This window comes from Idiomarina fontislapidosi (assembly GCF_003226255.1).
In the GTDB taxonomy this organism is placed as follows: Bacteria; Pseudomonadota; Gammaproteobacteria; order Enterobacterales; family Alteromonadaceae; genus Idiomarina; species Idiomarina fontislapidosi.
Genome location: NZ_QJST01000006.1, coordinates 50,245 through 72,805 on the forward strand (window position 1 = coordinate 50,245; position 22,561 = coordinate 72,805).

The 22,561-nt window shown below is 48.5% G+C and carries 22 protein-coding genes and 1 riboswitch; of the genes, 20 read left to right on the forward strand and 2 right to left on the reverse strand.

All coding sequences use genetic code 11. The features are described from left to right. Nucleotides 1-35: 35 nt before the first annotated feature. Genes DFP83_RS07715 through hemB form a run of 12 tightly spaced genes read left to right on the forward strand, consistent with a single transcriptional unit; the run spans nucleotide 36 to nucleotide 12,321 of the window. Nucleotides 36-1,565 (forward strand): bifunctional GNAT family N-acetyltransferase/carbon-nitrogen hydrolase family protein, encoded by a 1,530-nt coding sequence (locus DFP83_RS07715; RefSeq protein ID WP_110574511.1) that lies wholly within the window; start codon nucleotides 36-38, stop codon nucleotides 1,563-1,565. A gap of 9 nt (nucleotides 1,566-1,574) precedes the next feature. Next, nucleotides 1,575-2,267 carry a tRNA (guanosine(18)-2'-O)-methyltransferase TrmH gene (trmH, locus tag DFP83_RS07720; RefSeq protein WP_110574513.1) on the forward strand — a complete coding sequence of 231 codons (693 nt, stop codon included), beginning with the start codon at nucleotides 1,575-1,577 and terminating at the stop codon, nucleotides 2,265-2,267. A gap of 3 nt (nucleotides 2,268-2,270) precedes the next feature. Beyond that, nucleotides 2,271-4,346: an ATP-dependent DNA helicase RecG gene (gene recG, locus DFP83_RS07725; protein ID WP_110574515.1), complete on the forward strand. Its 2,076-nt coding sequence runs from the start codon at nucleotides 2,271-2,273 to the stop codon at nucleotides 4,344-4,346. Nucleotides 4,347-4,398: 52 nt separating this feature from the next. Beyond that, nucleotides 4,399-5,154, forward strand: coding sequence for a bifunctional demethylmenaquinone methyltransferase/2-methoxy-6-polyprenyl-1,4-benzoquinol methylase UbiE (ubiE, locus tag DFP83_RS07730; protein WP_110574517.1), 756 nt, complete (start codon nucleotides 4,399-4,401; stop codon nucleotides 5,152-5,154). Further along, entirely contained in the window at nucleotides 5,154-5,747 is a 594-nt protein-coding gene (locus tag DFP83_RS07735) for a ubiquinone biosynthesis accessory factor UbiJ (protein ID WP_110574519.1), read from the forward strand. Before ubiE ends, DFP83_RS07735 begins: the two co-directional genes overlap by 1 nt. Before the next feature lie 9 nt (nucleotides 5,748-5,756). After that, a complete protein-coding gene (gene ubiB, locus DFP83_RS07740) occupies nucleotides 5,757-7,409 on the forward strand; it encodes a ubiquinone biosynthesis regulatory protein kinase UbiB (RefSeq protein ID WP_110574521.1) in 1,653 nt (550 codons plus the stop codon). Nucleotides 7,410-7,416: 7 nt separating this feature from the next. Further along, on the forward strand, nucleotides 7,417-7,656 hold the full coding sequence (tatA, locus tag DFP83_RS07745) for a twin-arginine translocase TatA/TatE family subunit (protein WP_110574523.1): 240 nt from the start codon (nucleotides 7,417-7,419) through the stop codon (nucleotides 7,654-7,656). Between the two features lie 6 nt (nucleotides 7,657-7,662). Continuing rightward, nucleotides 7,663-8,001, forward strand: coding sequence for a Sec-independent protein translocase protein TatB (gene tatB / locus DFP83_RS07750; RefSeq protein ID WP_110574525.1), 339 nt, complete (start codon nucleotides 7,663-7,665; stop codon nucleotides 7,999-8,001). Then, nucleotides 7,994-8,716: a twin-arginine translocase subunit TatC gene (tatC, locus tag DFP83_RS07755; RefSeq protein WP_110574527.1), complete on the forward strand. Its 723-nt coding sequence runs from the start codon at nucleotides 7,994-7,996 to the stop codon at nucleotides 8,714-8,716. Before tatB ends, tatC begins: the two co-directional genes overlap by 8 nt. 16 nt (nucleotides 8,717-8,732) lie before the next feature. Further along, entirely contained in the window at nucleotides 8,733-9,533 is an 801-nt protein-coding gene (locus DFP83_RS07760) for a TatD family hydrolase (protein WP_110574529.1), read from the forward strand. Continuing rightward, a complete protein-coding gene (locus DFP83_RS07765; RefSeq protein ID WP_110574531.1) occupies nucleotides 9,530-11,314 on the forward strand; it encodes a sensor domain-containing diguanylate cyclase in 1,785 nt (594 codons plus the stop codon). Before DFP83_RS07760 ends, DFP83_RS07765 begins: the two co-directional genes overlap by 4 nt. Nucleotides 11,315-11,319: 5 nt before the next feature. Then, nucleotides 11,320-12,321 (forward strand): porphobilinogen synthase, encoded by a 1,002-nt coding sequence (gene hemB / locus DFP83_RS07770; RefSeq protein WP_110574534.1) that lies wholly within the window; start codon nucleotides 11,320-11,322, stop codon nucleotides 12,319-12,321. On the opposite strand, the gene DFP83_RS07775 is transcribed toward hemB, so the two are convergent. Continuing rightward, on the reverse strand, nucleotides 12,307-13,245 hold the full coding sequence (locus DFP83_RS07775; protein WP_110574537.1) for a Ppx/GppA phosphatase family protein: 939 nt from the start codon (nucleotides 13,243-13,245) through the stop codon (nucleotides 12,307-12,309). The genes hemB and DFP83_RS07775 overlap by 15 nt on opposite strands. Before the next feature lies 1 nt (nucleotide 13,246). Then, nucleotides 13,247-14,515: an ATP-dependent RNA helicase RhlB gene (rhlB, locus tag DFP83_RS07780; RefSeq protein ID WP_110574539.1), complete on the reverse strand. Its 1,269-nt coding sequence runs from the start codon at nucleotides 14,513-14,515 to the stop codon at nucleotides 13,247-13,249. Between the two features lie 93 nt (nucleotides 14,516-14,608). On the opposite strand from rhlB, the gene trxA reads away from it, so the two are divergent. From trxA to DFP83_RS07820, 8 genes are all read left to right on the forward strand, one after another. Next, nucleotides 14,609-14,935, forward strand: a complete 327-nt coding sequence (gene trxA / locus DFP83_RS07785) for a thioredoxin TrxA (RefSeq protein WP_071462065.1) — start codon at nucleotides 14,609-14,611, stop codon at nucleotides 14,933-14,935. A 264-nt stretch (nucleotides 14,936-15,199) separates the two neighbouring features. Further along, nucleotides 15,200-16,468 (forward strand): transcription termination factor Rho, encoded by a 1,269-nt coding sequence (rho, locus tag DFP83_RS07790; RefSeq protein WP_006954424.1) that lies wholly within the window; start codon nucleotides 15,200-15,202, stop codon nucleotides 16,466-16,468. Between the two features lie 3 nt (nucleotides 16,469-16,471). Further along, complete coding sequence (ubiD, locus tag DFP83_RS07795) at nucleotides 16,472-17,944, forward strand: 4-hydroxy-3-polyprenylbenzoate decarboxylase (RefSeq protein ID WP_110574541.1); 1,473 nt, start codon at nucleotides 16,472-16,474, stop codon at nucleotides 17,942-17,944. Then, complete coding sequence (fre, locus tag DFP83_RS07800; RefSeq protein ID WP_110574543.1) at nucleotides 17,945-18,646, forward strand: NAD(P)H-flavin reductase; 702 nt, start codon at nucleotides 17,945-17,947, stop codon at nucleotides 18,644-18,646. A 35-nt stretch (nucleotides 18,647-18,681) separates the two neighbouring features. Further along, nucleotides 18,682-18,780, forward strand: a riboswitch (TPP riboswitch). 85 nt (nucleotides 18,781-18,865) lie between these two features. Next, nucleotides 18,866-20,977: a TonB-dependent receptor gene (locus tag DFP83_RS07805; protein WP_110574545.1), complete on the forward strand. Its 2,112-nt coding sequence runs from the start codon at nucleotides 18,866-18,868 to the stop codon at nucleotides 20,975-20,977. Nucleotides 20,978-20,986: 9 nt separating this feature from the next. Further along, a complete protein-coding gene (locus DFP83_RS07810) occupies nucleotides 20,987-21,247 on the forward strand; it encodes a hypothetical protein (protein WP_110574547.1) in 261 nt (86 codons plus the stop codon). A gap of 16 nt (nucleotides 21,248-21,263) precedes the next feature. Further along, nucleotides 21,264-21,845, forward strand: a complete 582-nt coding sequence (gene pnuC / locus DFP83_RS07815; RefSeq protein WP_244912975.1) for a nicotinamide riboside transporter PnuC — start codon at nucleotides 21,264-21,266, stop codon at nucleotides 21,843-21,845. Continuing rightward, complete coding sequence (locus tag DFP83_RS07820) at nucleotides 21,842-22,558, forward strand: phosphotransferase (RefSeq protein ID WP_110574551.1); 717 nt, start codon at nucleotides 21,842-21,844, stop codon at nucleotides 22,556-22,558. Before pnuC ends, DFP83_RS07820 begins: the two co-directional genes overlap by 4 nt. Nucleotides 22,559-22,561: the final 3 nt, after the last annotated feature.

The window sequence follows — 22,561 nt, forward strand, 5'->3', positions numbered from 1 at the left end:
ACTACTCGTATAGTAATTGGCGTAAAGAGGCAAGTATGAGCCCAGAAGAATTGCATCTGCAAATACGTAATCTCCGATTAGATGATTACGAGCAGTTAAAAGAGTTAATGGATGCCATCTACACCGATATCGGTGGTGCGTGGAGTCGTTTTACCATCGAGAAGTTAATTAAAGACTTCGCGGAGGGACAGTTTTGCCTCGAAGATAATGGTCGCATCATTGGTGTCGCGTTGACCGTTAAAGTGGCTTATAACAAGTTCTCGAACCCGCATACCTATGATGATCTGATTGGTCATCGCGAGGCGATCCTGAATGATAAAAAAGGCGATGCTTTGTATGGTTTGGATGTATTGATTCATCCTGACTACCGTGGCTATCGTTTAGGTCGTCGGTTGTATGACGCGCGTAAAGAACTGTGTCGTCAGAAAAACCTGCGCGCGATATTGGCGGGTGGGCGTATCGTGAACTATCACAAGTATTCGAACGACTTGTCGCCGTCACAGTATTTAGACAAAGTACAACGTCGCGAAATTTATGATCCTATCCTTACCTTCCAACTCGCAAACGACTTTAGTGTGAAGCGTTTACTGGGTAAATATTTGCCTGAGGACGAGCGCTCGCGTGGTTTTGCGACATTGTTGGAGTGGAACAACTTTTTATACGATCCCTCAACCAATATGCTGAACACGCGCGTCCAGAATGTGCGTGTGGGTGCAGTTCAGTGGCAAATGCGTTCGGTTGAGTCGGTGGATGAGTTGTTGCAGCAGGTCGAGTACTTTGTCGATGCCTTGTCGAGCTATCAAAGTGACTTTGCTGTGTTGCCGGAATTCTTTAATGCGCCACTCATGGGGCTTACGGATCAAAGCCAGCAAATGAATGCGATTCGCTTCTTAGCGGGCTTCACCGAGCGGTTTAAGCGCGAAATGTCGCAAATGGCAGTCAGTTATAACGTGAACATCATTACGGGCTCGATGCCACTGCAAGAGGGGGATAGTATCTATAACGTATCTTACCTCTGTCGTCGCGATGGTTCTGTCGAAGAACAGCGTAAACTGCATATTACTCCGCACGAAAAGCGCGACTGGGTCATCGAAGGTGGTGACGATGTGCGTGTGTTCGACACGGATGCCGGACGTGTCGGTATTTTGATTTGTTATGATGTAGAGTTCCCTGAGCTGGGTCGCATCATGGCTGAAGAAGGTCTTGAGATCCTGTTCGTGCCGTTCTGGACAGACACGCGTAATGCATACCTGCGTGTTCGCCATTGTGCTCAAGCACGTGCGGTTGAGAATGAGTGTTACGTGGTTATCTGCGGTAGCGTAGGCAACTTGCCAGAAGTCGAAAGCTTAGACGTACAGTATGCTCAGTCAGCGGTATTCTCGCCATCAGATTTCGCTTTCCCGCATGATGCGGTGATGTCTGAGACCACACCAAACACTGAAATGTTGATGTTCTCGGATTTGAACTTGGACGAGCTGCGCTATCTGCATCATGAGGGCTCGGTGACCAACAAGAAAGATCGTCGTACTGATATTTACGACGTGGTTCGAAAGCATAGAAGTTAAAGGCTATCGATGAGTCCAAAACGTTATCAACGTATTACAGAGATGCTGGCGCTTCGCCAGCCTGATCTAACGGTCATCATGGAAGGTGTGCACAAACAGCATAATTTGTCGGCTGTGGTGCGCACGGCGGATGCGGTTGGTGTACACGAAATGCATGCCATTTGGCTGAGTAGCAAAATGCGTATCTCAGGTGGCACCGCGTTAGGGAGTCAAAATTGGGTTAATGTTCACCATCATAGCCAGCTTACACCCGCAATTGAGCAAATTAAGCAACAGGGCATGCAAGTGGTGGTGACGCACCTGTCTGACCAGGCTGTGGACTTCAGAGAAGTGGATTATACCCAGCCGACGGCGATTTTGTTGGGTCAGGAAAAACATGGAGCAACTGAAGAGGCGCTGCAGGTTGCTGATCATCATGTAAAAATTCCGATGGTGGGTATGGTGCAGTCATTGAACGTATCGGTGGCAGGCGCTGTGATGCTGTATGAGGCACAACGACAGCGTCAGCAAGCGGGTATGTATGACGCGATGCGACTCAGTGATACTGAGCGGCACCGTGTTCTGTTCGAGGGCGGTCACCCGATTTACGCTAAAGCGTGCAAACGTAAAGGTCTGCCTTATCCGCCGTTAGATGATCAGGGTCAAATCATTGCGGATGATGAGTGGTGGCTTGCCATGCGTGCAGCAAAAAAGCGAGCGTAACCGATGCAGCCTCTCAGCAAAATTCCGCTCACCACGCTTAAAGGCGTTGGCGAAAAAGTCGCCAAAAAGTTGGAAAAGCTGGGTTTAGTAACGGTCAATGATGCGATCTTTCATTTACCTGCACGGTATGAAGATCGCACGCAAATTTATCGTATTGCACATGTACGCCCTGGTATTTCTGGCCACTTTCAGGTCACTGTAGACAACGCCGATATTAAGTACGGGCGTAAACGCATGTTGGTCTGCCGTGTACGTGATGAAACAGGCACCATGACGTTGCGCTTCTTTCAGTTCAGTGCGGCGCAGTTAAAGCAGTTTAGTGCCGGCACCTCGCTATTGGTATTTGGTGAGTTACGTGCTGGACTTAGCGGGTTTGAGATTATTCACCCGGAGTACCGGGTATTGTCCTCATCGGATGCGATTGAGTTACCTGATACGTTGACGCCTATTTACCCGACCACGGAAGGCGTCTATCAAGCATCACTTCGTAAGATTATCGATCAGGCGCTATCATACGTTACGACGCAGGCATTACCTGAGTTGCTGCCTGAAGCCCTGCAACCCCATGATTTATCATTAGTGGAAGCGCTAAGAACCTTACATCATCCGCCTAAAGATGTTGGTTTGGCACAGTTAGAGCAAGGCTCCCATCCAGCGCAGCAGCGGCTCGCGATGGAAGAATTGATTGCCCACCAAGTGAGCTTGTTGCAGTTGCGCGAAAAACGACAGAGTGAGCGTGCCTATGCATTAACTGCCGACCCTACACTGCGACAGGCATTTTTAAAACAATTGCCGTTCTCGCCGACGAACGCGCAACAACGTGTTTTAAGTGAAATCCATGCCGATTTGGCAAAGCCCCAGCCGATGATGCGTTTAGTTCAAGGTGATGTGGGTTCGGGGAAAACACTGGTGGCTGCGCTCGCGTCATTAGCGGCAATTGAGCAAGGTTATCAGGTCGCGATAATGGCACCGACCGAAATATTATCCGAACAGCACGCGCTGACGTTTGAGCAATGGTTTGCACCGCTTGGTATTGAAGTGGCTTGGCTCAGCGGGCGTAGCAAAGGCAAAGCGCGACAGCAGACCCTGGAACGACTCGCAAACGGCACAGTGCAACTCATTGTGGGAACACACGCATTATTTCAAGCGGATGTACATTACCATTCGTTGGCACTTGTGATTATTGACGAACAGCACCGTTTTGGTGTGCATCAACGATTACAATTACGCGAGAAGGGCGTACAAGCGGGATTTCAACCGCATCAGTTGATTATGACGGCTACGCCGATTCCGCGTACCTTAGCGATGACCGCCTATGCTGACTTGGCGACCTCAGTGATTGATGAGTTACCGCCAGGGCGCACACCGATTACCACCGTCGCCATTCCCGATACGCGTCGGGAGCAGGTGATTGAGCGGGTACGTGAAGTCTGTACTCGCGAGGGGCGACAGGCGTACTGGGTATGCACATTGATCGAAGAGTCGGAGGTACTCGAGTGCCAAGCAGCAGAAGATACCGCGACCGAATTACAAGAACAGTTACAAGGTCTCAGTGTTGGATTAGTGCATGGACGGATGAAGGCTGACCAAAAGGAAGCGGTGATGTCACGCTTTAAAAGTGGTGAGGTCGATTTATTGGTCGCCACAACGGTGATTGAGGTGGGCGTTGATGTGCCCAACGCATCCTTGATGATTATTGAGAACCCAGAGCGGCTTGGATTAGCCCAGTTGCATCAATTACGGGGACGAGTCGGACGGGGTTCGGTCGCCAGTCATTGCGTTTTATTATACAAAACGCCGTTATCGAAAACCGCAACAGAGCGTTTATCCGTACTTAGAGACAGTAATGATGGTTTTGTTATCGCACAGCGTGATATGGAGATCCGCGGATATGGCGAATTACTTGGGCAGCGTCAAACCGGACTGACTCAGATGAAAGTCGCCGACATTGAACGTGATGAAGTATTGATCCCCGAAGCGCAGGCAGTTGCCGAGTCGCTCATAACAGACTATCCGAATACCGTAGATGCGCTGATTGCGCGCTGGTTACCGCGGCGAGATCATTACGCTCAGGTGTAGTATTACAGCATTGACGCCCGTACAATAGGGTAAAAAGTAGTTAGGAAACATTATGTCAGATAAGCACGAAGATGGAATCGATTTTGGCTACCAGCGTGTGCCGAAAGATGCAAAAAAAGGCCTCGTTGCCAATGTCTTTAACTCAGTGGCAGCCAAGTATGACGTGATGAATGATCTCATGTCGATGGGTATTCACCGTGTTTGGAAACGTTACACGATTGACTGCAGTGGCGTGCGCAAAGGCATGAAGGTGCTGGATATTGCGGGTGGAACGGGCGATCTGACCGCACAGTTTTCGCGCCGTGTCGGTGATACCGGTGAAGTGGTGCTGGCGGATATCAATGACGCGATGCTTAAAGTGGGTCGTGATAAGCTGCGTGACAAAGGCATCGTGGGTAACGTGAATTGTGTACAAGCAGATGCTGAAAACTTACCGTTTGCGGATAATAGCTTTGATATCGTCACAATTGCGTTTGGTTTGCGGAATGTGACGGATAAGCCGGCAGCGTTACGCTCGATGCTACGTGTACTAAAGCCAGGTGGTCGTCTACTGATATTAGAGTTCTCGAAGCCCACCACCGCAACGCTGAATCAACTTTACGATTTTTATTCGTTTAATATTCTGCCGAAAATGGGGCAATTGGTGGCAAATGATGCCGACAGCTACCAGTATTTGGCCGAGTCTATTCGTATGCACCCCGATCAAGAGACACTGAAAAATATGATGGTCGAAGCGGGCTATGAAAACGTCGATTATCAAAACTTGACGGGTGGTATTGTCGCACTTCATCGAGGATACAAATTTTAATGATTTGGCACTTGATTCCGTGGATGGTGCTTGAACGCACTGTCAACGCATTATTGCAGCACGATCCGAACTCATCAGAGCGGTTACAGCAATTGGCTGGGAAGCACTTTCGATTCAGCTTTAAAGAGCTTCCTTTCGATATTAATATTGCTGTACATACCGATGGCATTGCCCTGAGCTCTGTCGACGATGGCGGTCCGTTAGACTGTCATGTGCGAACGGAACTCGGTGTATTGCCAGAACTCAGCGACACGGCCAATCTCACCCGTTTAATTAAAGCTGACCAGCTTGATATTGATGGCGACCCGATGCTGGCGCAGCAGTTGGTTAACCTATTTAAAGCGCTTGATATTGATTGGGAAGCCAAACTGGCAGAAAAACTGGGCGATGGAATGGCGCACCGTGTCAGTACTCTGTTTAAACAAAGCCGCGAGCGCTTCAAGCAACACAGTGAAGTGCGTCAGCGTTGGCTCAAGGGCGTACTGACCGAAGAAAAACAAGTGCTGCCAAACCGCCTTGAATTTGAGTTATTTAAAGACGATGTGCAGGCTTTGCGTGCGCAAATCGAGCGACTTCAGCGAAAACTTAAGTAGAGACCCAGCATGCGCAGTCAACGTATTTATCGCATTGCAAAAACCTTTTTAAATTACGGTTTGGATGATCTGATTCCAACGCGTTGGTTACCTTGGTATCTGCGTTTTGGGCGTCATATGATGTTTTGGTGGCCGAATCAGCATAAAGACAAGCCGGCCGGTGAGCGTTTACGCTTAGCGCTAGAAGCGTTGGGCCCTGTTTGGGTTAAGTTTGGTCAAATGCTATCGACGCGTCGTGACTTATTGCCGCCCGACATTGCGCTGGAACTTGCCTATTTACAAGATCGTGTCGCGCCGTTCGATGGTCATGCGGCACAGCGTATTATAGAGAAGTCGCTCGAGATTGAGCATATTGATCATCTATTCCAAGACTTTGCCGTTAAGCCGCTGGCGTCAGCCTCGATTGCACAGGTACACACCGCCAAACTTAAACAGAAAGACGGTGAGTTAAAGGATATTGTCATTAAGGTGATTCGTCCTGACATACGTGCCACCATTAACGCTGACCTGGAGCTAATGGAATCCTTGGCCTCGGTGCTAGCGCGTCATCTGCCCGATGGTCGCCGATTAAAGCCGAAAGAAGTGGTACGGGAATACCGTAAGACATTATTAGACGAGTTGGACTTGTTGCGCGAAGCAGCAAACGCCATTCAGTTAAAGCGTAACTTCGAGAATTCTGAACTGCTTTACATTCCGACGGTTTACAGCGACTTAAGCCGTAAAAATGTCATGGTGATGGAGCGGATTGATGGTATCCCTGTCAGCGAAGTGGAGATGCTTAAAGCGCGTGGCGTGGATATGCAGAAGTTGGCTGAGCGCGGTGTTGAGGTGTTTTTCACACAAGTGTTCCGCGATAGCTTTTTTCACGCGGATATGCACCCGGGCAATATATTTGTCGCGAAGGATGACCCGACCTACCCTCGCTACATCGGCATTGATTTTGGTATCGTCGGTACCCTTAATCGCGAAGATAAGCGTTACCTAGCCGAGAACTTTCTTGCGTTCTTTAATCGCGACTATCGTAAAGTGGCGGAGCTTCATGTGGATTCGGGTTGGGTCCCGCGTGAAACCAATATCGAAGAGTTTGAATCAGCGATTCGGACGGTATGCGAACCTATATTTGAAAAGCCGCTTGCTGAAATTTCGTTTGGCCATGTGTTAGTTAATTTGTTTAACACAGCCCGTCGCTTTCAGATGGAAGTACAACCGCAGTTGGTCTTATTACAAAAAACCTTACTGTATATCGAGGGCTTAGGTCGCCAGTTGTATCCAGAGTTGGATCTATGGAAAACAGCCAAGCCGTTTTTAGAACGCTGGATGAACGAGCAACTGGGCTGGCGAGCGGTGGTGCGATCGGTGAAAGAAAACGCACCGTATTGGGCCGAGAAACTGCCCGAACTACCGAATTTGTTGTACGATGGTCTGCGCTCGCAACAACGTATCCAAGAGCAGCTCGAGCGGCATCGTGTGGAGCAGTTGATGACACAACAGCAGGCCGCTACCAGTCAATTTTGGACTATTTTAACGGCAAGCGGCGTTGTCAGTTCGGTCTGGCTATTTAGCCAAGGTGATACTGCGTGGGCGCTTGGTTCTGGTATACTGACAGTGTTGATCGGATTAAAAGCGTGGCGTGCGCGTCCTCAAGCTAAGATAAAGGAATAGGTGAGATATGAGTCCAGGTCCATGGCAATTGCTGATTTTATTACTCATTATCGTACTGCTGTTTGGCAGCAAACGTCTGCGTAACCTCGGTTCAGACGTAGGTAGCGCGGTGCGCGGATTTAAAAAATCAGTCAGTGATGACCCGAAAAAGGATGAAGATGATTCAGAAGAGACACCTAAGAATCTGAATCAAAACAACCATGCGGAAAGCACAAAAAGCGAATCCGAGAAAGACAAGAACGCTTAACCCTGTATGTTCGATATCGGTTTTTGGGAGTTGCTGGTCATTATTGTGGTCGGCCTATTAGTGCTTGGACCTGAGCGGCTGCCGTCTGCTTTGCGCGGCATTCAGCGCGGTATGGCAAAAGTGAAGTCCTTCTCTCAGAACGTACAAAATGAACTCGATCACGAACTTCGAGTAAAAGAGCTACACGAACACCTGCGTAAATTCGAACAGGAAGGTAAAGACTTCCACGAGTTGAGTCCTGAATTACAGCGTTCTATCGTCGAGCTACAAAATGCAGCGGCCGAAGTTCAGCGGCCCTATCAAGCGTCGAAGGAAGTTGACCCCGAGCCTAAAAAGCATGACTGATTCGCCACTTCTTAGTCACCTCATTGAACTACGCAAACGATTACTCAGAGCGGTTATCGCCGTTGTCGGCGTCTTTGCTGCGCTGGCGTATTTTGCTAACGATCTTTATCGTCTGCTCGCGGACCCCTTGATACGTTATTTGCCCGAAGGTTCGCAAATGATCGCGACTAATGTGGCGGCGCCCTTCTTTACACCGTTTAAGCTGACCTTTGTGGTTGCCTTTGCGCTGGCGATACCTATCATTCTCTGGCAAATATGGGCATTTATTGCGCCTGGGTTATACAAAAAAGAAAAACGCGTTGTGGTGCCGCTGTTAGCCAGCAGTACGTTGCTGTTTTACCTCGGTGTGGCGTTTGCCTATTTTGTTGTATTACCTTTGGCAATGAGCTTTTTTATGGCGGCGGCGCCTGATGACATTCAAGTGGCAACAGATATTTCGAACTACTTGGACTTTGTTTTAGCAATATTCGTCGCGTTTGGTATTGCGTTTGAGACACCTGTCGCTATTGTGCTCCTGATCTGGTCCGGGGTGACTACTCCGGCCAGCTTACGCAAGAAGCGACCTTATGTGATTGTAGCCGCATTTACCATTGGCATGTTGTTGACACCTCCGGATGTTATTTCGCAAACATTAATGGCAATTCCAATGTGGCTATTATTTGAGCTTGGTCTTATCATAGGTAGTTGGTATAAACCCAAATTGAATAATAACTAAAAATAAAGCGGGCTTTATGGAATGGTTTGATGCGGGTGTGAATTTGACGCACACTCGACTTAATCGCCAACTTGAATCGGTCATTGAACGAGCGCAAGCCGCTGGGGTTCGTAACCAGCTTGTGATCGCCACGAATCTATCAGAAGCACAATCAGCACTCGAGCTATGCCAACGGTTTCCTGATACGTTACATATGACAGTGGGCGTTCATCCCCACGATGCAGATAACGCTCCCAGTGATTTACAGCAACAACTCTTCGATCTCGCGCAGTCGCCCTTTGTTAAGGCAATCGGTGAGTGTGGTTTAGATTTTAATCGCAATTTTTCAAGCGCTGATAACCAGAAGCGTGTTTTCATTGAGCAAGTCGAAGTCGCAAATGAATTGTGCTTGCCGCTCTACTTACATGAGCGCGAGGCGCTCGCAGAACAACTCGATATACTCGATCGGTTTGCTCACCCGGACGTACCTCGTTTAACCCATTGTTTCACTGGCGGGCGCACTGCTGCCGACGCCTACAATGAGCGCGCGCATTGGTTCGGTCTCACAGGCTGGCTGTGTGACGAACGGAGAAATCACGAGCTGTTGACAGCTTTACCGGTGCTTCCTCAACAACGTACGGTACTTGAGACCGACGCGCCTTTCTTGTTACCCCGTAATATTCGCCCGCGGCCGCGCGATAATGAGCCTGCATTCGTGCCTCACATCGGTGAGGTGTTAGCTCAATATTGGCATATGAGCGTAGACGAAGTAGCTGCATTGACGACCACAAATGCCAAGCGATTGTTTGATCGTGAACTGATGTCGGGTAACGTATGAGTCGCTGGTCTTCGATAGCAATATTTCTTGTTGTTATAGCGGCAACCATTCTGTGGTTTGCGTTCTCGTCTTTGACGATGGATCAGCGGCGTAGTTCTGAAGATCTGAATATCGAGTACTTTAGTACCCCAGCCGCGTTGAATCTTGAACAGGTTAAATCACGACCCGCTTCAGACTGGCGCGTACTTAAGGGTGACCGCGGTTCCTTTGGTTACACGGACGACCGTTATTGGCTGAAGTTCAACATCGACTCAGCAGATTATGATCGCATTTTATATATTGCCTATCCTTTGCTCGACTCGATCCATGTATTTTGGCAAGCAGACTCGGGTCTTATCGAATATCAATTGGGTGATAAACAACCCTATTTCGAACGTCCAATACTTATTTCCGATTTTGCGATCCCCGTACCTGGTCAGCTGCAAGGTCAGATTTATATCGAGGTTGCGAGTTCGAGCTCAATGCGGATGCCTGTAGCGCTGATGTCCGAAAGTGATTTCTTTGATGCCAAATTACAAAGACGTTTGATTGAAGGACTTTATTTTGGACTGTTGTTTTGTATGACGGTCTATAACCTATTTGGTTTTCTCGCGTCACGAGAACCCGAGTTTGGTATTTATTCGTTATACACGATTTTCTTTGGCGGCTTAATGCTCAGCTTGGATGGCTTGGGCTTTCGGTATTTATGGCCTGATTGGTTGTACCTGCAAGACAAAGGCATACCTATTTTTGGTAGCTTAACTTTGCTCATGGCTGCGTTGTTTGCCTACCAGTTGTTACGGCTAAAAAACTACCGTCGCACGTTGGCACGCGGATTATTTATCATGGCCGGGCTAGCTCTGATTAGTCTGGCGATAGGTGCCTTTAGCAGTTATCAAATTGGCATTCATGCACTGTTGGCATTAGCGGTACCCGGATGTTTGTACTTGCTGATTATTGGCGTTTACTTATGGAGGAAGGGCTTAGTCTATGCCCGTATGTTTACCATCGCATGGGGCGCATTGCTGCTATCTGTTATGGTTAACTCTCTTGGCTATTTGGGCATTATCGATAGCATGTTTATTCAACGTCATGCGATTATGCTCGGCTCTGCCTTAGAAATATTGCTGCTCTCGTGGGTACTGGCGGTTCGTTACAACGAGCAGCGCCGTGAACGCCTCATTGCGCAGCAGCGTTACAATGAAGAGCTCGAAATACGTGTCGAAGAGCGCACGTTTGAACTAGAAATCACCCTGAAAGAGCTGCAAGAGGTGAATAACGAGTTAGAACAACGCAACCTTGAAGACCCATTAACGGGGCTCAATAATCGGCGTTACTTTAATCAACAGCTGGAACGTGAGTACCGCCGCAGTAGGCGTAATCAAAAACCGATGTGTTTGATTATGGTGGATATTGATCGCTTTAAAAAGGTTAATGATACCTATGGGCACGGTGTTGGCGATGATATTTTGCAGGCGGTGAGTAAGGAGCTGCGAGAGCAAGCGCGACGCCCTACGGATGCGGTGTGTCGTTATGGTGGTGAGGAGTTTGCTTTGATTCTTGCCGAGACAAACCTTACTCACGGCGTTGCTTTTGCGGAGAAGCTTGTTGCACATGTTAGACAATGCATGTTCTCTACGCGTGACGGTCAGCATTCCATCACTATCAGCGCAGGAGTTGCAGCGATAGACAATACGCGCGATCATAGTGTTGATGATTTATTTACTGCGGCAGATTCAGCGCTTTACAAAGCCAAACGAGAAGGTCGCGATCAGGTTGTAACAACGTCCATTGAGGAGTAGCCGTCATGTCGACGAATGGCAGTTTCCCACGCACACGGATGCGCCGTAACCGCGTATCTGATTTTAGACGCCGACTGGTAGCAGAGAATTCGCTTACGGTTAATGATTTAATTTACCCCGTGTTTGTCTTAGAAGGCGAGCAACAGCGTGAGGCCGTTCCGTCTATGCCCGGTGTGGAGCGTAAGTCGATCGACTTATTACTCGAAGAATGTGCGGAACTCGTGGAGTTAGGGGTGCCGTTGTTGGCATTGTTCCCTGTCACGCCTGCGTCAGCAAAATCTGAGATGGCTGAAGCGGCTTATGATGACAATGGTCTTGCACAACGTGCTGTACGCGCCATAAAGGCGACGTTCCCACAACTGGGCGTGATGACAGACGTGGCATTGGATCCGTTTACCGTGCATGGTCAGGATGGCATCATCGACGATGACGGTTATGTGATGAACGATATCACCACTGAGGTGTTGGTCAAACAAGCGTTGTCCCATGCGCGCGCAGGTGCCGATATGGTGGCACCTTCGGACATGATGGATGGTCGTATTGGTGCTATTCGCGATGCACTGGAACGTGAAGGCTTCTGTAATACCCAAATTATGGCGTACTCGGCTAAGTACGCTAGCGCATTCTATGGACCTTTCCGCGATGCTGTGGGTTCTGCTGGTAATCTTAAAGGCGGTGATAAGAAAACCTATCAAATGGATCCCGCCAATCGACTTGAGGCATTACATGAGATCGCGCTGGATATTGATGAAGGCGCGGATATGGTCATGGTGAAACCTGGCATGCCCTACTTGGATATTGTCCGTGAAGTCAAAGATCAATTCAAAGTGCCGACATTTGCTTATCAAGTGAGCGGCGAGTACGCGATGTTGCAGGCCGCTATTCAAAATGGTTGGCTGGCAGAGGATGTGGTGCACGAAAGTTTGTTAGCGTTTAAACGCGCGGGCGCCGATGGCATTTTAACGTACTTTGCTAAACAGGTTGCACGACAACTAGCGCAACGCTAATTGCTCCATTTGCTGGCTGATTTCAGCCAGCAATCCCTCACGCAGTGCGCCGTTAGTTATCTCAATTGCGTCAATACCCAACTGCTCCACGAGTGTTGCGAGGATGACCAGTCCGCCCACGAAAATTGGCTTTCGGTCGTCGCGTAAGCCTGCCAAGTTGAGCTTTTCAACTGAGCCTGATGTAACGCAACGAGCGAGTAATTCATTGAGGTATTCGCCATTGATAGGCTCACGTTGGTGAGCTTGTGCTATTTCGTATACCGCTCTAAAGGTGCCTGAAGCTCCAATCACACGACGCCAGCCGAGGCGCTTGAATGCTTGTTGATAATGGCTCAACTGATTGCGCACTTGCGCTTGTGCTGACTCAACCCGACTTTGGCTGATGATACCCTCAGGGAAGTAGTTATTTTGGAATACAACACAGCCCATATCAAAGCTGTGCATGAGCTTAGGTACTTTATCACGACCCGCGATAACTTCAGTGCTGGCACCGCCGATATCAATAACCAGCGTGTCACCCTGGCTTCGCGCTGTTGACGTGACACCCGCGTAAATCAACTCCGCCTCGCGTAAGCCACTGATTATTTCTATCTTGAATTGTAAAGCGTGCTCGAGCGCTTGCAGCACGTCGGCTTGATTATTTGCCTGTCGCATCGCTGCTGTGGCAACCGCTTTGATGGTGCTTGCACCAAACTCGATTATTTCATGATGAAACAGGTTTAAGCAGCGAATGGCTCGGTCTATGCCTTGTTGGCTGATATTGCGCGAGGCGTCAAAGCCGTCGGCTAGACGAACCTTTTGCTTTACGCGCTTAACAATACGGGGGGTATCGATGCCGCCGCGTGTCACCATTTCGGCCAAGAGTAAATGAAAACTGTTGGAACCTAAATCAATGGCGGCAATGCGGCGGTTGTTCGAGGTCATGTTAGTTCTTTGGACCTCTATGCTTGTTGTTATTGCGACTCCGATTACGGTTATTCGGATGAGGACCGCGGCGGCGTCTATGCTGATTTCGAGGGCGCTTTAAATCCGTCAAAATAGCGGTCTCATCATATTTTGTGACCGGAATCGTATGGCCAATATAATCTTCGATAGCCGGCAGATTATAAACGTACTCTTCGCAGGCCAAGCTAATTGCTGCGCCGCTTGCCCCAGCACGGCCGGTACGACCAATGCGGTGAACATAATCTTCACAGTCATCAGGTAAGTCAAAGTTATAGACGTGCGTGACTTCTGGAATATGAAGACCGCGGGCGGCTACATCCGTCGCAACTAAGATATCGAGGTGACCTTCGGCAAAGTCATCGAGAATCTTCAAGCGCTTTTTCTGTGGCACATCGCCAGTGAGCAAACCAACACGGTGACCATTGATCTCAAGCCATTGATGAACTTTGTCGCAGCCATGTTTAGTGTTCGCGAACACGATAGCGCGATCGGGCCAGTCTTCCTCAATGAGTGTGAGCAACAATGGCATTTTGTCGTACTTAGAAGGATAGAAAAGTTCCTCCGAAATACGCACGCCAGTTTTTTGTTTAGGCTCTACCTCAACTTTGGTCGGTGCGTTCATATGCTCGTATGCAAGCTCCTGCACACGATATGACAAGGTTGCAGAAAACAGCAAGTTGAGTCGCTCGCTTGGCTCAGGCATCGCTTTGAGCAAGTAACGAATATCGTTGATAAAGCCTAAGTCGAACATGCGGTCAGCTTCGTCAAGAACGACCACTTCGATATTACTGAGCGGGAACAAGCTCTGCTTGTAAAAGTCAATAATTCGCCCAGTGGTACCGATAATGATATCGGGCTTTTCGGCAAGCTGTTGCTGTTGCGCTTCGTAACCCTCTCCACCATAGATAACGGCAGTTTTTAGATCGCAGCTCTGGGTTAGAATTTTTGCATCATTAGCAATTTGTATCGCAAGTTCGCGTGTTGGTGCCATAATGATGGCGCGCGGGCCTTGCTCAGACGATTTTTGCGATTGCATTAATCGGTTGAAAGTTGCCAACAAAAATGCCAAGGTTTTGCCAGTGCCTGTTTGGGCTTGACCTGCAACATCTTGATTAGAGAGCGCTACCGGTAGGCTAAGTGCTTGAATAGGTGTACAATTTTCAAATCCTGCAGACGCAAGTGCCTGTTGGATTTTGTCATGCAAACCCAGCGTTTCGAATCGAGTTTCAGTTAAATGTGTTTTATTCATAGGTTATAAGCATATCAGTTTGCGCTTGTAATCAAAAACAGAAATAATATCATCATACACACATTAGTCGCGAAAAGAGTAGCGGAGATTAACATGAGTGACGTAATTGTTCAGCTTAGCGATGACAGCTTTGAAGCGGATGTCATCAATTCTGATAAACCTGTATTAGTAGACTTCTGGGCCGAGTGGTGTGGTCCATGTAAGATGATCGCGCCAATTTTGGACGATATCTCAAAAGACTACGAAGGTCGTTTGACCATCGGCAAGCTGAACGTAGACCATAACGATCAGACGCCGCCTAAGTATGGTATCCGTGGTATTCCTACTTTGCTGTTATTTAAAAACGGTGAAGTGGTAGCCACTAAAGTAGGTGCATTGTCACGAGCTCAGCTTACTGAGTTTCTTGACCAACACATCTAATTTGTTCGTAAAAACGGCGTCTAAGACGCCGTTTTTTAATTTTTATGGCCTAAAAACTGGACGAATCCGAAGTTTGGTGTTAGGTTTTGCTCATTAACTGAGCATCGAGGCGATGAGCGCCATTCATTGCGCGCAAAACAAGTCTTTCTTGACTCGATTTCCAACCGCTCGGAATCCAAATTTCAAATTTTAATGTAACCCTAACTTATAACCTTAGCGAGTCCTTACCGACTTTGTGATGAATCGATAATTCGAAACCCCCCTATGAATCTGACTGAACTTAAAAACAAACCTGTAAATGAATTAGTAGAGCTAGCCGATAGCATGGGCCTTGAAAACATGGCCCGTCTGCGTAAACAAGACATTATCTTCGCGATTTTAAAGGCGCACGCCAAAAGTGGTGAGGATATTTATGGCGGTGGCGTCCTAGAAATACTGCAAGATGGCTTTGGCTTTTTACGCTCAGCCGACTCTTCATATCTCGCAGGGCCCGATGACATTTATGTCTCGCCCAGTCAGATAAGACGCTTTAACTTACGCACTGGCGACACCATTGGCGGTAAAATCCGCCCTCCGAAAGACAGCGAACGTTACTTTGCATTACTTAAGATTCGCGAAGTCAACTTTGATAAGCCTGAAAACTCACGCAACAAGATACTATTCGAAAACTTAACGCCTCTGCATGCTAATGAGCGTTTTCACCTTGAGCGTGGTAACGGCAGTACAGAAGATATTACGGCTCGCGTACTGGATTTATCGGCACCTATCGGTAAAGGTCAACGGGGTCTTATCGTTGCACCACCTAAAGCGGGTAAAACGATGTTGTTGCAGAATATTGCAACGTCGTTGGCTGCCAATCACCCAGAAGCGGAACTCATCGTGTTGCTTATCGATGAACGTCCAGAGGAAGTGACCGAGATGCATCGTCTGGTGAAAGGTGAAGTTGTAGCTTCAACCTTTGATGAGCCGGCTAACCGTCACGTGCAAGTTGCTGAAATGGTGATTGAAAAGGCCAAGCGTCTGGTTGAACACAAGAAAGATGTGGTTATCTTATTGGATTCGATTACGCGTCTCGCGCGCGCATACAACACCGTTATACCGAGCTCAGGTAAAGTCCTGACAGGTGGTGTCGACGCCAATGCCTTACATAAACCAAAACGCTTCTTCGGTGCGGCGCGTAATGTCGAGGAAGGTGGTAGCTTAACGATTATCGCTACGGCACTGATTGATACCGGCTCTAAGATGGACGAAGTCATCTACGAAGAGTTTAAGGGTACAGGTAACATGGAGCTGCACTTAAACCGCAAGCTTGCAGAGCGCCGTGTATTCCCAGCGATTGACTTTAACCGCTCTGGTACTCGTCGTGAGGAACTACTCACATCTCAAGACGAACTGCAGAAGATGTGGATCCTTCGTAAGATCATGAACCCAATGGGCGAAGTTGAAGCGATGGAATTTTTGATCGACCGTCTGCAAATGACTAAGACAAATGACGAGTTCTTTGAGTCAATGAAGCGTCAACGCAATAGCTAGCCTATGAAATATCAAGATCTGCGTGATTTTATTCAGCAGCTTGAGGCGAAAGGTGAGCTCAAGCGTATCCAACACGAGATCGATCCATACTTAGAAATGACAGAAATTGCTGACCGCACGCTGAAAGCGGGCGGTCCAGCACTGTTATTCGAGAATGTGAAAGGTCACTCTATTCCTGTTCTTGCCAACCTATTTGGCACCCCTGACCGAGTTGCAATGGGCATGGGGCAAACGTCCGTCACGGCATTACGTGATGTCGGTAAGTTGTTAGCGTTTTTAAAAGAACCTGAGCCTCCTAAAGGCTTCAAGGACGCGCTTAATCTGCTACCGACATACAAAAAAGTGCTCAGTATGGCGCCTAAGTCTATCAAGAAAGCCCCCTGCCAAGAGACGGTCATTGAAGGCGATGACGTTGATCTAACCCAATTGCCGATTCAACATTGTTGGCCCGGCGACGCGGCTCCTTTAATCACCTGGGGTTTAACCATCACTCGCGGTCCGCACAAAGAACGTCAAAACTTGGGGATCTATCGACAGCAGGTGTTAGGCAAGAACAAGTTGATTATGCGTTGGTTGTCTCACCGGGGTGGCGCGTTGGACTTTCAGGAGTGGTGTCAGCAAAACCCAGGAAAACGTTTCCCTGTCTCGGTTGCGTTAGGTGCCGATCCAGCGACTATCTTAGGCGCGGTAACGCCGGTGCCAGATAGCTTGTCTGAGTACGCCTTTGCCGGGTTATTACGCGACAGCCGCACGCAAGTAACACAAAGTATCAGCAACGATTTGCAAGTGCCTGCTCACGCAGAAATGATATTGGAAGGTTACATTGAACCTGGTGAAATGGCGCCAGAGGGACCTTATGGTGACCACACGGGTTATTACAACGAAGTTGATGAGTTTCCTGTATTCACTGTAACCCACATTACGCACCGTAACGATCCGATTTATCACAGCACTTATACGGGACGTCCGCCGGATGAACCCGCGGTACTTGGGGTCGCGTTGAACGAAGTCTTTATCCCACTGTTGCAAAAGCAGTTCCCTGAGATTGTCGATTTTTACTTACCCCCCGAGGGATGTTCATATCGCTTGGCGGTTGTCACCATGAAAAAGCAATACCCCGGGCATGCGAAGCGTGTGATGATGGGCGTTTGGTCTTTTTTACGGCAATTCATGTATACCAAGTTTGTCATTGTGTGTGACGATGACGTTAATGCGCGAGATTGGAAAGACGTTATTTGGGCAATGACGACCCGAATGGATCCAGCGCGCGATACCACGATGGTGGAACATACGCCGATTGATTACCTAGATTTTGCCTCACCGGTGTCTGGTTTAGGCTCAAAGATGGGGCTCGACGCAACTAACAAGTGGCCAGGCGAAACAAACCGAGAGTGGGGTGAACCCATTGTGATGAGTGAAGCGGTTAAAAACCGGGTTGACTCGCTATGGGACGAATTAAATATTTTGGAGAAGTAAATGACGCAAGTAATGCACTGTAAAGCGCATGTGAGTCGCCAGCTAGCCAAGCACGTGTGGGAAGTGAGCGTGACTTTGCCAGCGGAAACTCAGTTTGCTGCGGGACAGTACCTGATGGTTGTCATGGGTGAGCGTGATAAGCGTCCATTTAGTATTGCTTCTGCGCCAACCGCGCATAAAGAGTGGTTACTCCATATTGGTGCACCACCGGATAACAGTTACGCAACTGAAGTGCTTGATACCGTTAAAGCAACGGGCGAACTTACGATTGAAGCGCCGGCAGGCGATGCGTTTTTCAAGGCAGATCGTAAGGGTGATACCGTGCTGATTGCTGGTGGTACGGGCTTTTCATACACGTATTCGATTCTGCAGAAGTTGCTTACTGATGGACTTGATAAGCCCGTTTACTTTTATTGGGGTGCTAAGTCGGCCGATGACCTTTATTTGCACAGTCAACTCGAGGCGCTAGCTGAGCAGCATCCGCTGTTCACATACCATCCTGTGGTCGAAGACGCCTCGGCTGATTGGGCTTACGGTATTGGGCTGGTGCATCATGAAGTCATCGCTCAGCAAAAGAATTTATCGGAATGTCAGATCTATATGGCAGGTCGATTTGAAATGGTGCGTGTCATTCGTGACGATTTCACGGCGCGCGATGTGCCGTTAGAAAATATGCACGGTGACGCACTGGCATTCATCTAGGTTTGCCAATTTAAAACGAGGCGTTATACTAGCGCCCGAGTACCAAGGGGTGCCTTTTTAGGCTGAGATGCGAAAGCGAACCCTTTTTACCTGATCCGGTTAATACTGGCGTAGGGATGGTCAAGTCTCGCATACAATGAGTGAATAACCTCCTTCAGTATCAGTCGCTGACTGATCAAAACCGGATCGTTTCTTTGCAGTCAATAAGGGAAATGATCCATGCACAACAACAAATTCAAACTATCCGCACTATTGCTCGGTTTGCTGAGCAGCACTTCTGCTTGGGCACAAGCCGCCGCTGAAACGATCGATGAATCCATCGAAGTCGTGGGTGACTTTCAAAAACAAACCATCACAGAAACGACACGCAGCATCGCGATTGTTGATGAAAATGCGATGCAACAACGCGCCTCGCGTCACTTACAAGATGTCTTGAACTCGGTGGCTAACGTAAACTTTTCGGGTGGTTCGAATACCGCGCGTTTTATTCAAATACGTGGTATCGGTGAACGTTCGCAGTTTGTCGATGCGATTAATCCATCGGTAGGCTTGGTTATCGATGGTATCGACTATTCTGGGTTGGGCTCTGCGGCGACATTATTCGATGTCGGACAAGTGGAAGTCTATCGTGGCCCACAAAGTGGTCGATTTGGCGTTAACGGGCTAGCGGGTATGGTGTTGCTCGAGTCTAATCAGCCTACCGAGGCTACGAGTGGTGAGTGGCTAATCGGTGTGGGTAACTACTCTGAAAGCACATTGGCCGGCGCTGTGGGCGGCTCCTTGGGCGTGTTGGGCAATGCACGCTTATCCCTCATGCAATTCGACCAAAATGGCTATACTGAGAATACTTTTCTAAACCGCGATGATACTGAGCAACGTGATGAGTTCACGGCACGCTTAAGTATCGATACTCAGCTCGGGCAAGATTGGCTTTTAAAAACCCGTATCCACAAAGTGGATGTAGACAATGGCTACGATGCCTTTAGTTTAGAGAACGATCGTACCACTTTATCTGATGAACCTGGGTTTGATCGTTTGGATTCAACGGCTGCTCGATTACAGCTCGATTACAGTGGCTTTGAAAACTTTACGATTGAAACCGCGGTTAACGTACTCAGCGCTGACAAAGACTACGCGTTTGACGAAGACTGGACTTATGTCGGTATTGCCCCTGGCTGGGAATACTCTTCGTTTGATGCGTATTATCGTGAACGTGACGATTTTACTGCCGAGTTGCGTATGACCTCAGATAAGCCAACAGCACTATGGGGCTTACCGACCGATTGGACCGCAGGGGTCTACTATTACAGTAAAGATGTTCAGTTGACCCGCGACTATTTTAATTGGGACATTGGCTCGCCAAGTATCTTTGGTAGCCAGTATGAAACCCACAATCAAGCGATTTATGGCGAGCTTGTGCAGCAGTTAAATGAAGCTTGGAGTTGGATTGGTGGGTTGCGTATCGAGCGGTATGACAACGACTATATGGATAGTAACGATGTGGTCGCCGAGCCAAGTGATACGATGGTTGGTGGTAACCTTAGCCTGCGCTATCAGTATGCGCCACAAAGCTATGCCTACGCTACGCTAGCGCGTGGTTACAAAGCGGGTGGTGTGAACGGTGAAGCGCTAGGCCGTGCTAAAGATCAACAGCTCGACGAGCTTGAAGCGTACTTGTTAGAACGAGCGACGTTTGCGCCCGAAATTCTGTGGAACGCGGAAGTGGGCGTCAAGGCAAGCCAGAGTGATTGGAGCTATCGTGTCGCTGCGTTTTATAACTGGCGTGATGATGTGCAACTCAAGAGTTGGGTTAATCGTAACCAGTCCTTCGTGGGGTATATCGAGAACGCCGCACAAGGTAGCAACTATGGCGTAGAAGCAGAACTGCGTTACCGCTTAAACGAAGGTGTCAGTGCGTTTGCATCACTCGGTTGGCTAGATACCGAAATCGATGGCTTTGTCACAGAAGACGGTATGGATATGAGTGGGCGCGAGCAGGCACATGCTCCTAATTATCAGGCGAACATTGGCTTTGAAGGGCAACTGACTAATGCCTTGAGTTGGAGCCTGCAAACCGATCTGAAAGATGGCTTTTATTTCTCTAACTCGCATAACCAGCAAGCCGATAGTATGGCGTTGGTGCACGCACAGTTGAATTATGATTGGCACCAGTGGCGGTTCACGCTGTGGGGACGTAATTTAACGGATGAAGATTATGAAATCAGAGGTTTCTACTTTGGCAACGACCCACGTGATGAGTACGTGACAGAAACCTATGTTCAATATGGTGAGCCACGTCGCTTTGGTTTAACCGCACGTTATACATTTTAAGGAGGTTGTATGCCATTTTCTGCAGAACTCTCGTTGTATCCACTAGCGAATAACTACATTGAGGTGATTCAAGCGTTTATTGATCGACTCAACCAACACGAGGATTTAACTGTGTTGACGAATACCATGAGCACGCAAGTGTTTGGTGAGCTTGAGGTTGTTATGAGTGCGCTGACTGAAGAACTAACTTGGTTGTATGACCGTGTGCCTTCGCAGGTCTTGGTGTGTAAGTTTATCAATAAAGATCTCACGCCTGATCATGCTAAGTGAGTTAATGGAAAAACTTATGCTGAGCTCCGTTTGGGAGCTCGGCGCATTGATATTGGCGCTTGCCTACTTAGTGTTGGCGGCACACCAACGGCAATGGTGCTGGCTGGCAGCAGCCGTAAGCTGTTGCGTATATGCCAGTATTTTTTGGGATGCCAAGCTGTATATGGAATCTTTATTACAGGTGATTTACGTCTTGATGGCTGGCTACGGTTGGTGGCAGTGGCGGCATCAAGGCAGTGCCGTTGAAGAGAACCAACGAGGTCATCACTATTCACTTAAGTGGCATCTCACGCAATGGACATGGGTTTCTGTTGCAGCGGTTATCACGGCACTCCTGCTGCAACGCTATACTGACGCAGATGCAGTTTGGCTGGATACCTTTACCACGGCGTTTAGCTTACTGGCGACCTATTTGGTCACAAAAAAAGCGATGGAAACATGGTGGTATTGGCTCGTCATCGATTCGGTTTATGTTTATTTGTACCTAAGTAAAGGCTTTGTTGCCACAGCCATGTTGTTCGTTGTGTACCTTGCGCTGGTGGTTTACGCCATGTACCGATGGCGAGTGGATGATGAACCTGCGGCACAAGCCACATGAAATTACCACGACCGCAATGCGTTGAGCGTATTTCAACTGGACAGGTAAACGACGTTTGGCGCATTGTCTGTGCCGATAATAGTTACCTGTTTAAATGGCTTAATTCACACGCCGGTCTATTACTTGATCGGCGTGATGAACTCCGCTTACAGACCGCGCTTGCGGCTCAAGGGCTAGCGCCGGGCATCATTGATACGGACTATCAGCGCTGGGTGCTGCAGCACTATGTTGAAGGGCCGACGTTAGCGCAAAGTGCGTTGTCGCGAGCGCAACGCCTTGATATCACCATGCAACTGATGGCAACGCTTCACCAAACATCCGTGAGCTATCAGGGCCCCACCTTTTGGCAGCGTCTGGACGGTTATTTTAAATCGGCACCGAGTCACATAACCGAGCGAATTAAATCACTGCGATCACGCTTAGAAATTGACTCAACGCACGTGTGCCTTTGCCATTTCGATCTTTCTTTCGATAATATCGTACTAACAGAACGACCTGTCGCGTTGGATTGGGAGTACGCTAGTCTGGGTAACCCCGCCATTGATTTTGCCAGTACCATGTTAATTAATGCGTGTACTGTACATGAGCAACACACCTGCTTTGCAGAGTATGCTCGGCTTCATCCGAACCGCTTGCAGTGGAACGATGTGGCGATAGCTTTGGAACTGATGCAATGGGTCAATGACATTTGGTATCAATTAGCTGACGATTAGGGA

Bases quoted from the DNA above. Each gene is read 5' to 3' on its own strand.
- ubiB (WP_110574521.1), top strand. From the start codon at position 5,757: ATGCGCAGTCAACGTATTTATCGCATTGCAAAAACCTTTTTAAATTAC.
- ubiD (WP_110574541.1), top strand. From the start codon at position 16,472: ATGAAATATCAAGATCTGCGTGATTTTATTCAGCAGCTTGAGGCGAAA.
- DFP83_RS07775 (WP_110574537.1), bottom strand. From the start codon at position 13,245: ATGACCTCGAACAACCGCCGCATTGCCGCCATTGATTTAGGTTCCAAC.
- DFP83_RS07810 (WP_110574547.1), top strand. From the start codon at position 20,987: ATGCCATTTTCTGCAGAACTCTCGTTGTATCCACTAGCGAATAACTAC.
- fre (WP_110574543.1), top strand. From the start codon at position 17,945: ATGACGCAAGTAATGCACTGTAAAGCGCATGTGAGTCGCCAGCTAGCC.
- trmH (WP_110574513.1), top strand. From the start codon at position 1,575: ATGAGTCCAAAACGTTATCAACGTATTACAGAGATGCTGGCGCTTCGC.
- tatC (WP_110574527.1), top strand. From the start codon at position 7,994: ATGACTGATTCGCCACTTCTTAGTCACCTCATTGAACTACGCAAACGA.
- hemB (WP_110574534.1), top strand. From the start codon at position 11,320: ATGTCGACGAATGGCAGTTTCCCACGCACACGGATGCGCCGTAACCGC.
- DFP83_RS07765 (WP_110574531.1), top strand. From the start codon at position 9,530: ATGAGTCGCTGGTCTTCGATAGCAATATTTCTTGTTGTTATAGCGGCA.
- rhlB (WP_110574539.1), bottom strand. From the start codon at position 14,515: ATGAATAAAACACATTTAACTGAAACTCGATTCGAAACGCTGGGTTTG.
- DFP83_RS07735 (WP_110574519.1), top strand. From the start codon at position 5,154: ATGATTTGGCACTTGATTCCGTGGATGGTGCTTGAACGCACTGTCAAC.
- DFP83_RS07805 (WP_110574545.1), top strand. From the start codon at position 18,866: ATGCACAACAACAAATTCAAACTATCCGCACTATTGCTCGGTTTGCTG.
- DFP83_RS07820 (WP_110574551.1), top strand. From the start codon at position 21,842: ATGAAATTACCACGACCGCAATGCGTTGAGCGTATTTCAACTGGACAG.
- DFP83_RS07715 (WP_110574511.1), top strand. From the start codon at position 36: ATGAGCCCAGAAGAATTGCATCTGCAAATACGTAATCTCCGATTAGAT.
- pnuC (WP_244912975.1), top strand. From the start codon at position 21,264: ATGCTGAGCTCCGTTTGGGAGCTCGGCGCATTGATATTGGCGCTTGCC.
- ubiE (WP_110574517.1), top strand. From the start codon at position 4,399: ATGTCAGATAAGCACGAAGATGGAATCGATTTTGGCTACCAGCGTGTG.
- rho (WP_006954424.1), top strand. From the start codon at position 15,200: ATGAATCTGACTGAACTTAAAAACAAACCTGTAAATGAATTAGTAGAG.
- trxA (WP_071462065.1), top strand. From the start codon at position 14,609: ATGAGTGACGTAATTGTTCAGCTTAGCGATGACAGCTTTGAAGCGGAT.
- tatA (WP_110574523.1), top strand. From the start codon at position 7,417: ATGAGTCCAGGTCCATGGCAATTGCTGATTTTATTACTCATTATCGTA.
- recG (WP_110574515.1), top strand. From the start codon at position 2,271: ATGCAGCCTCTCAGCAAAATTCCGCTCACCACGCTTAAAGGCGTTGGC.
- tatB (WP_110574525.1), top strand. From the start codon at position 7,663: ATGTTCGATATCGGTTTTTGGGAGTTGCTGGTCATTATTGTGGTCGGC.
- DFP83_RS07760 (WP_110574529.1), top strand. From the start codon at position 8,733: ATGGAATGGTTTGATGCGGGTGTGAATTTGACGCACACTCGACTTAAT.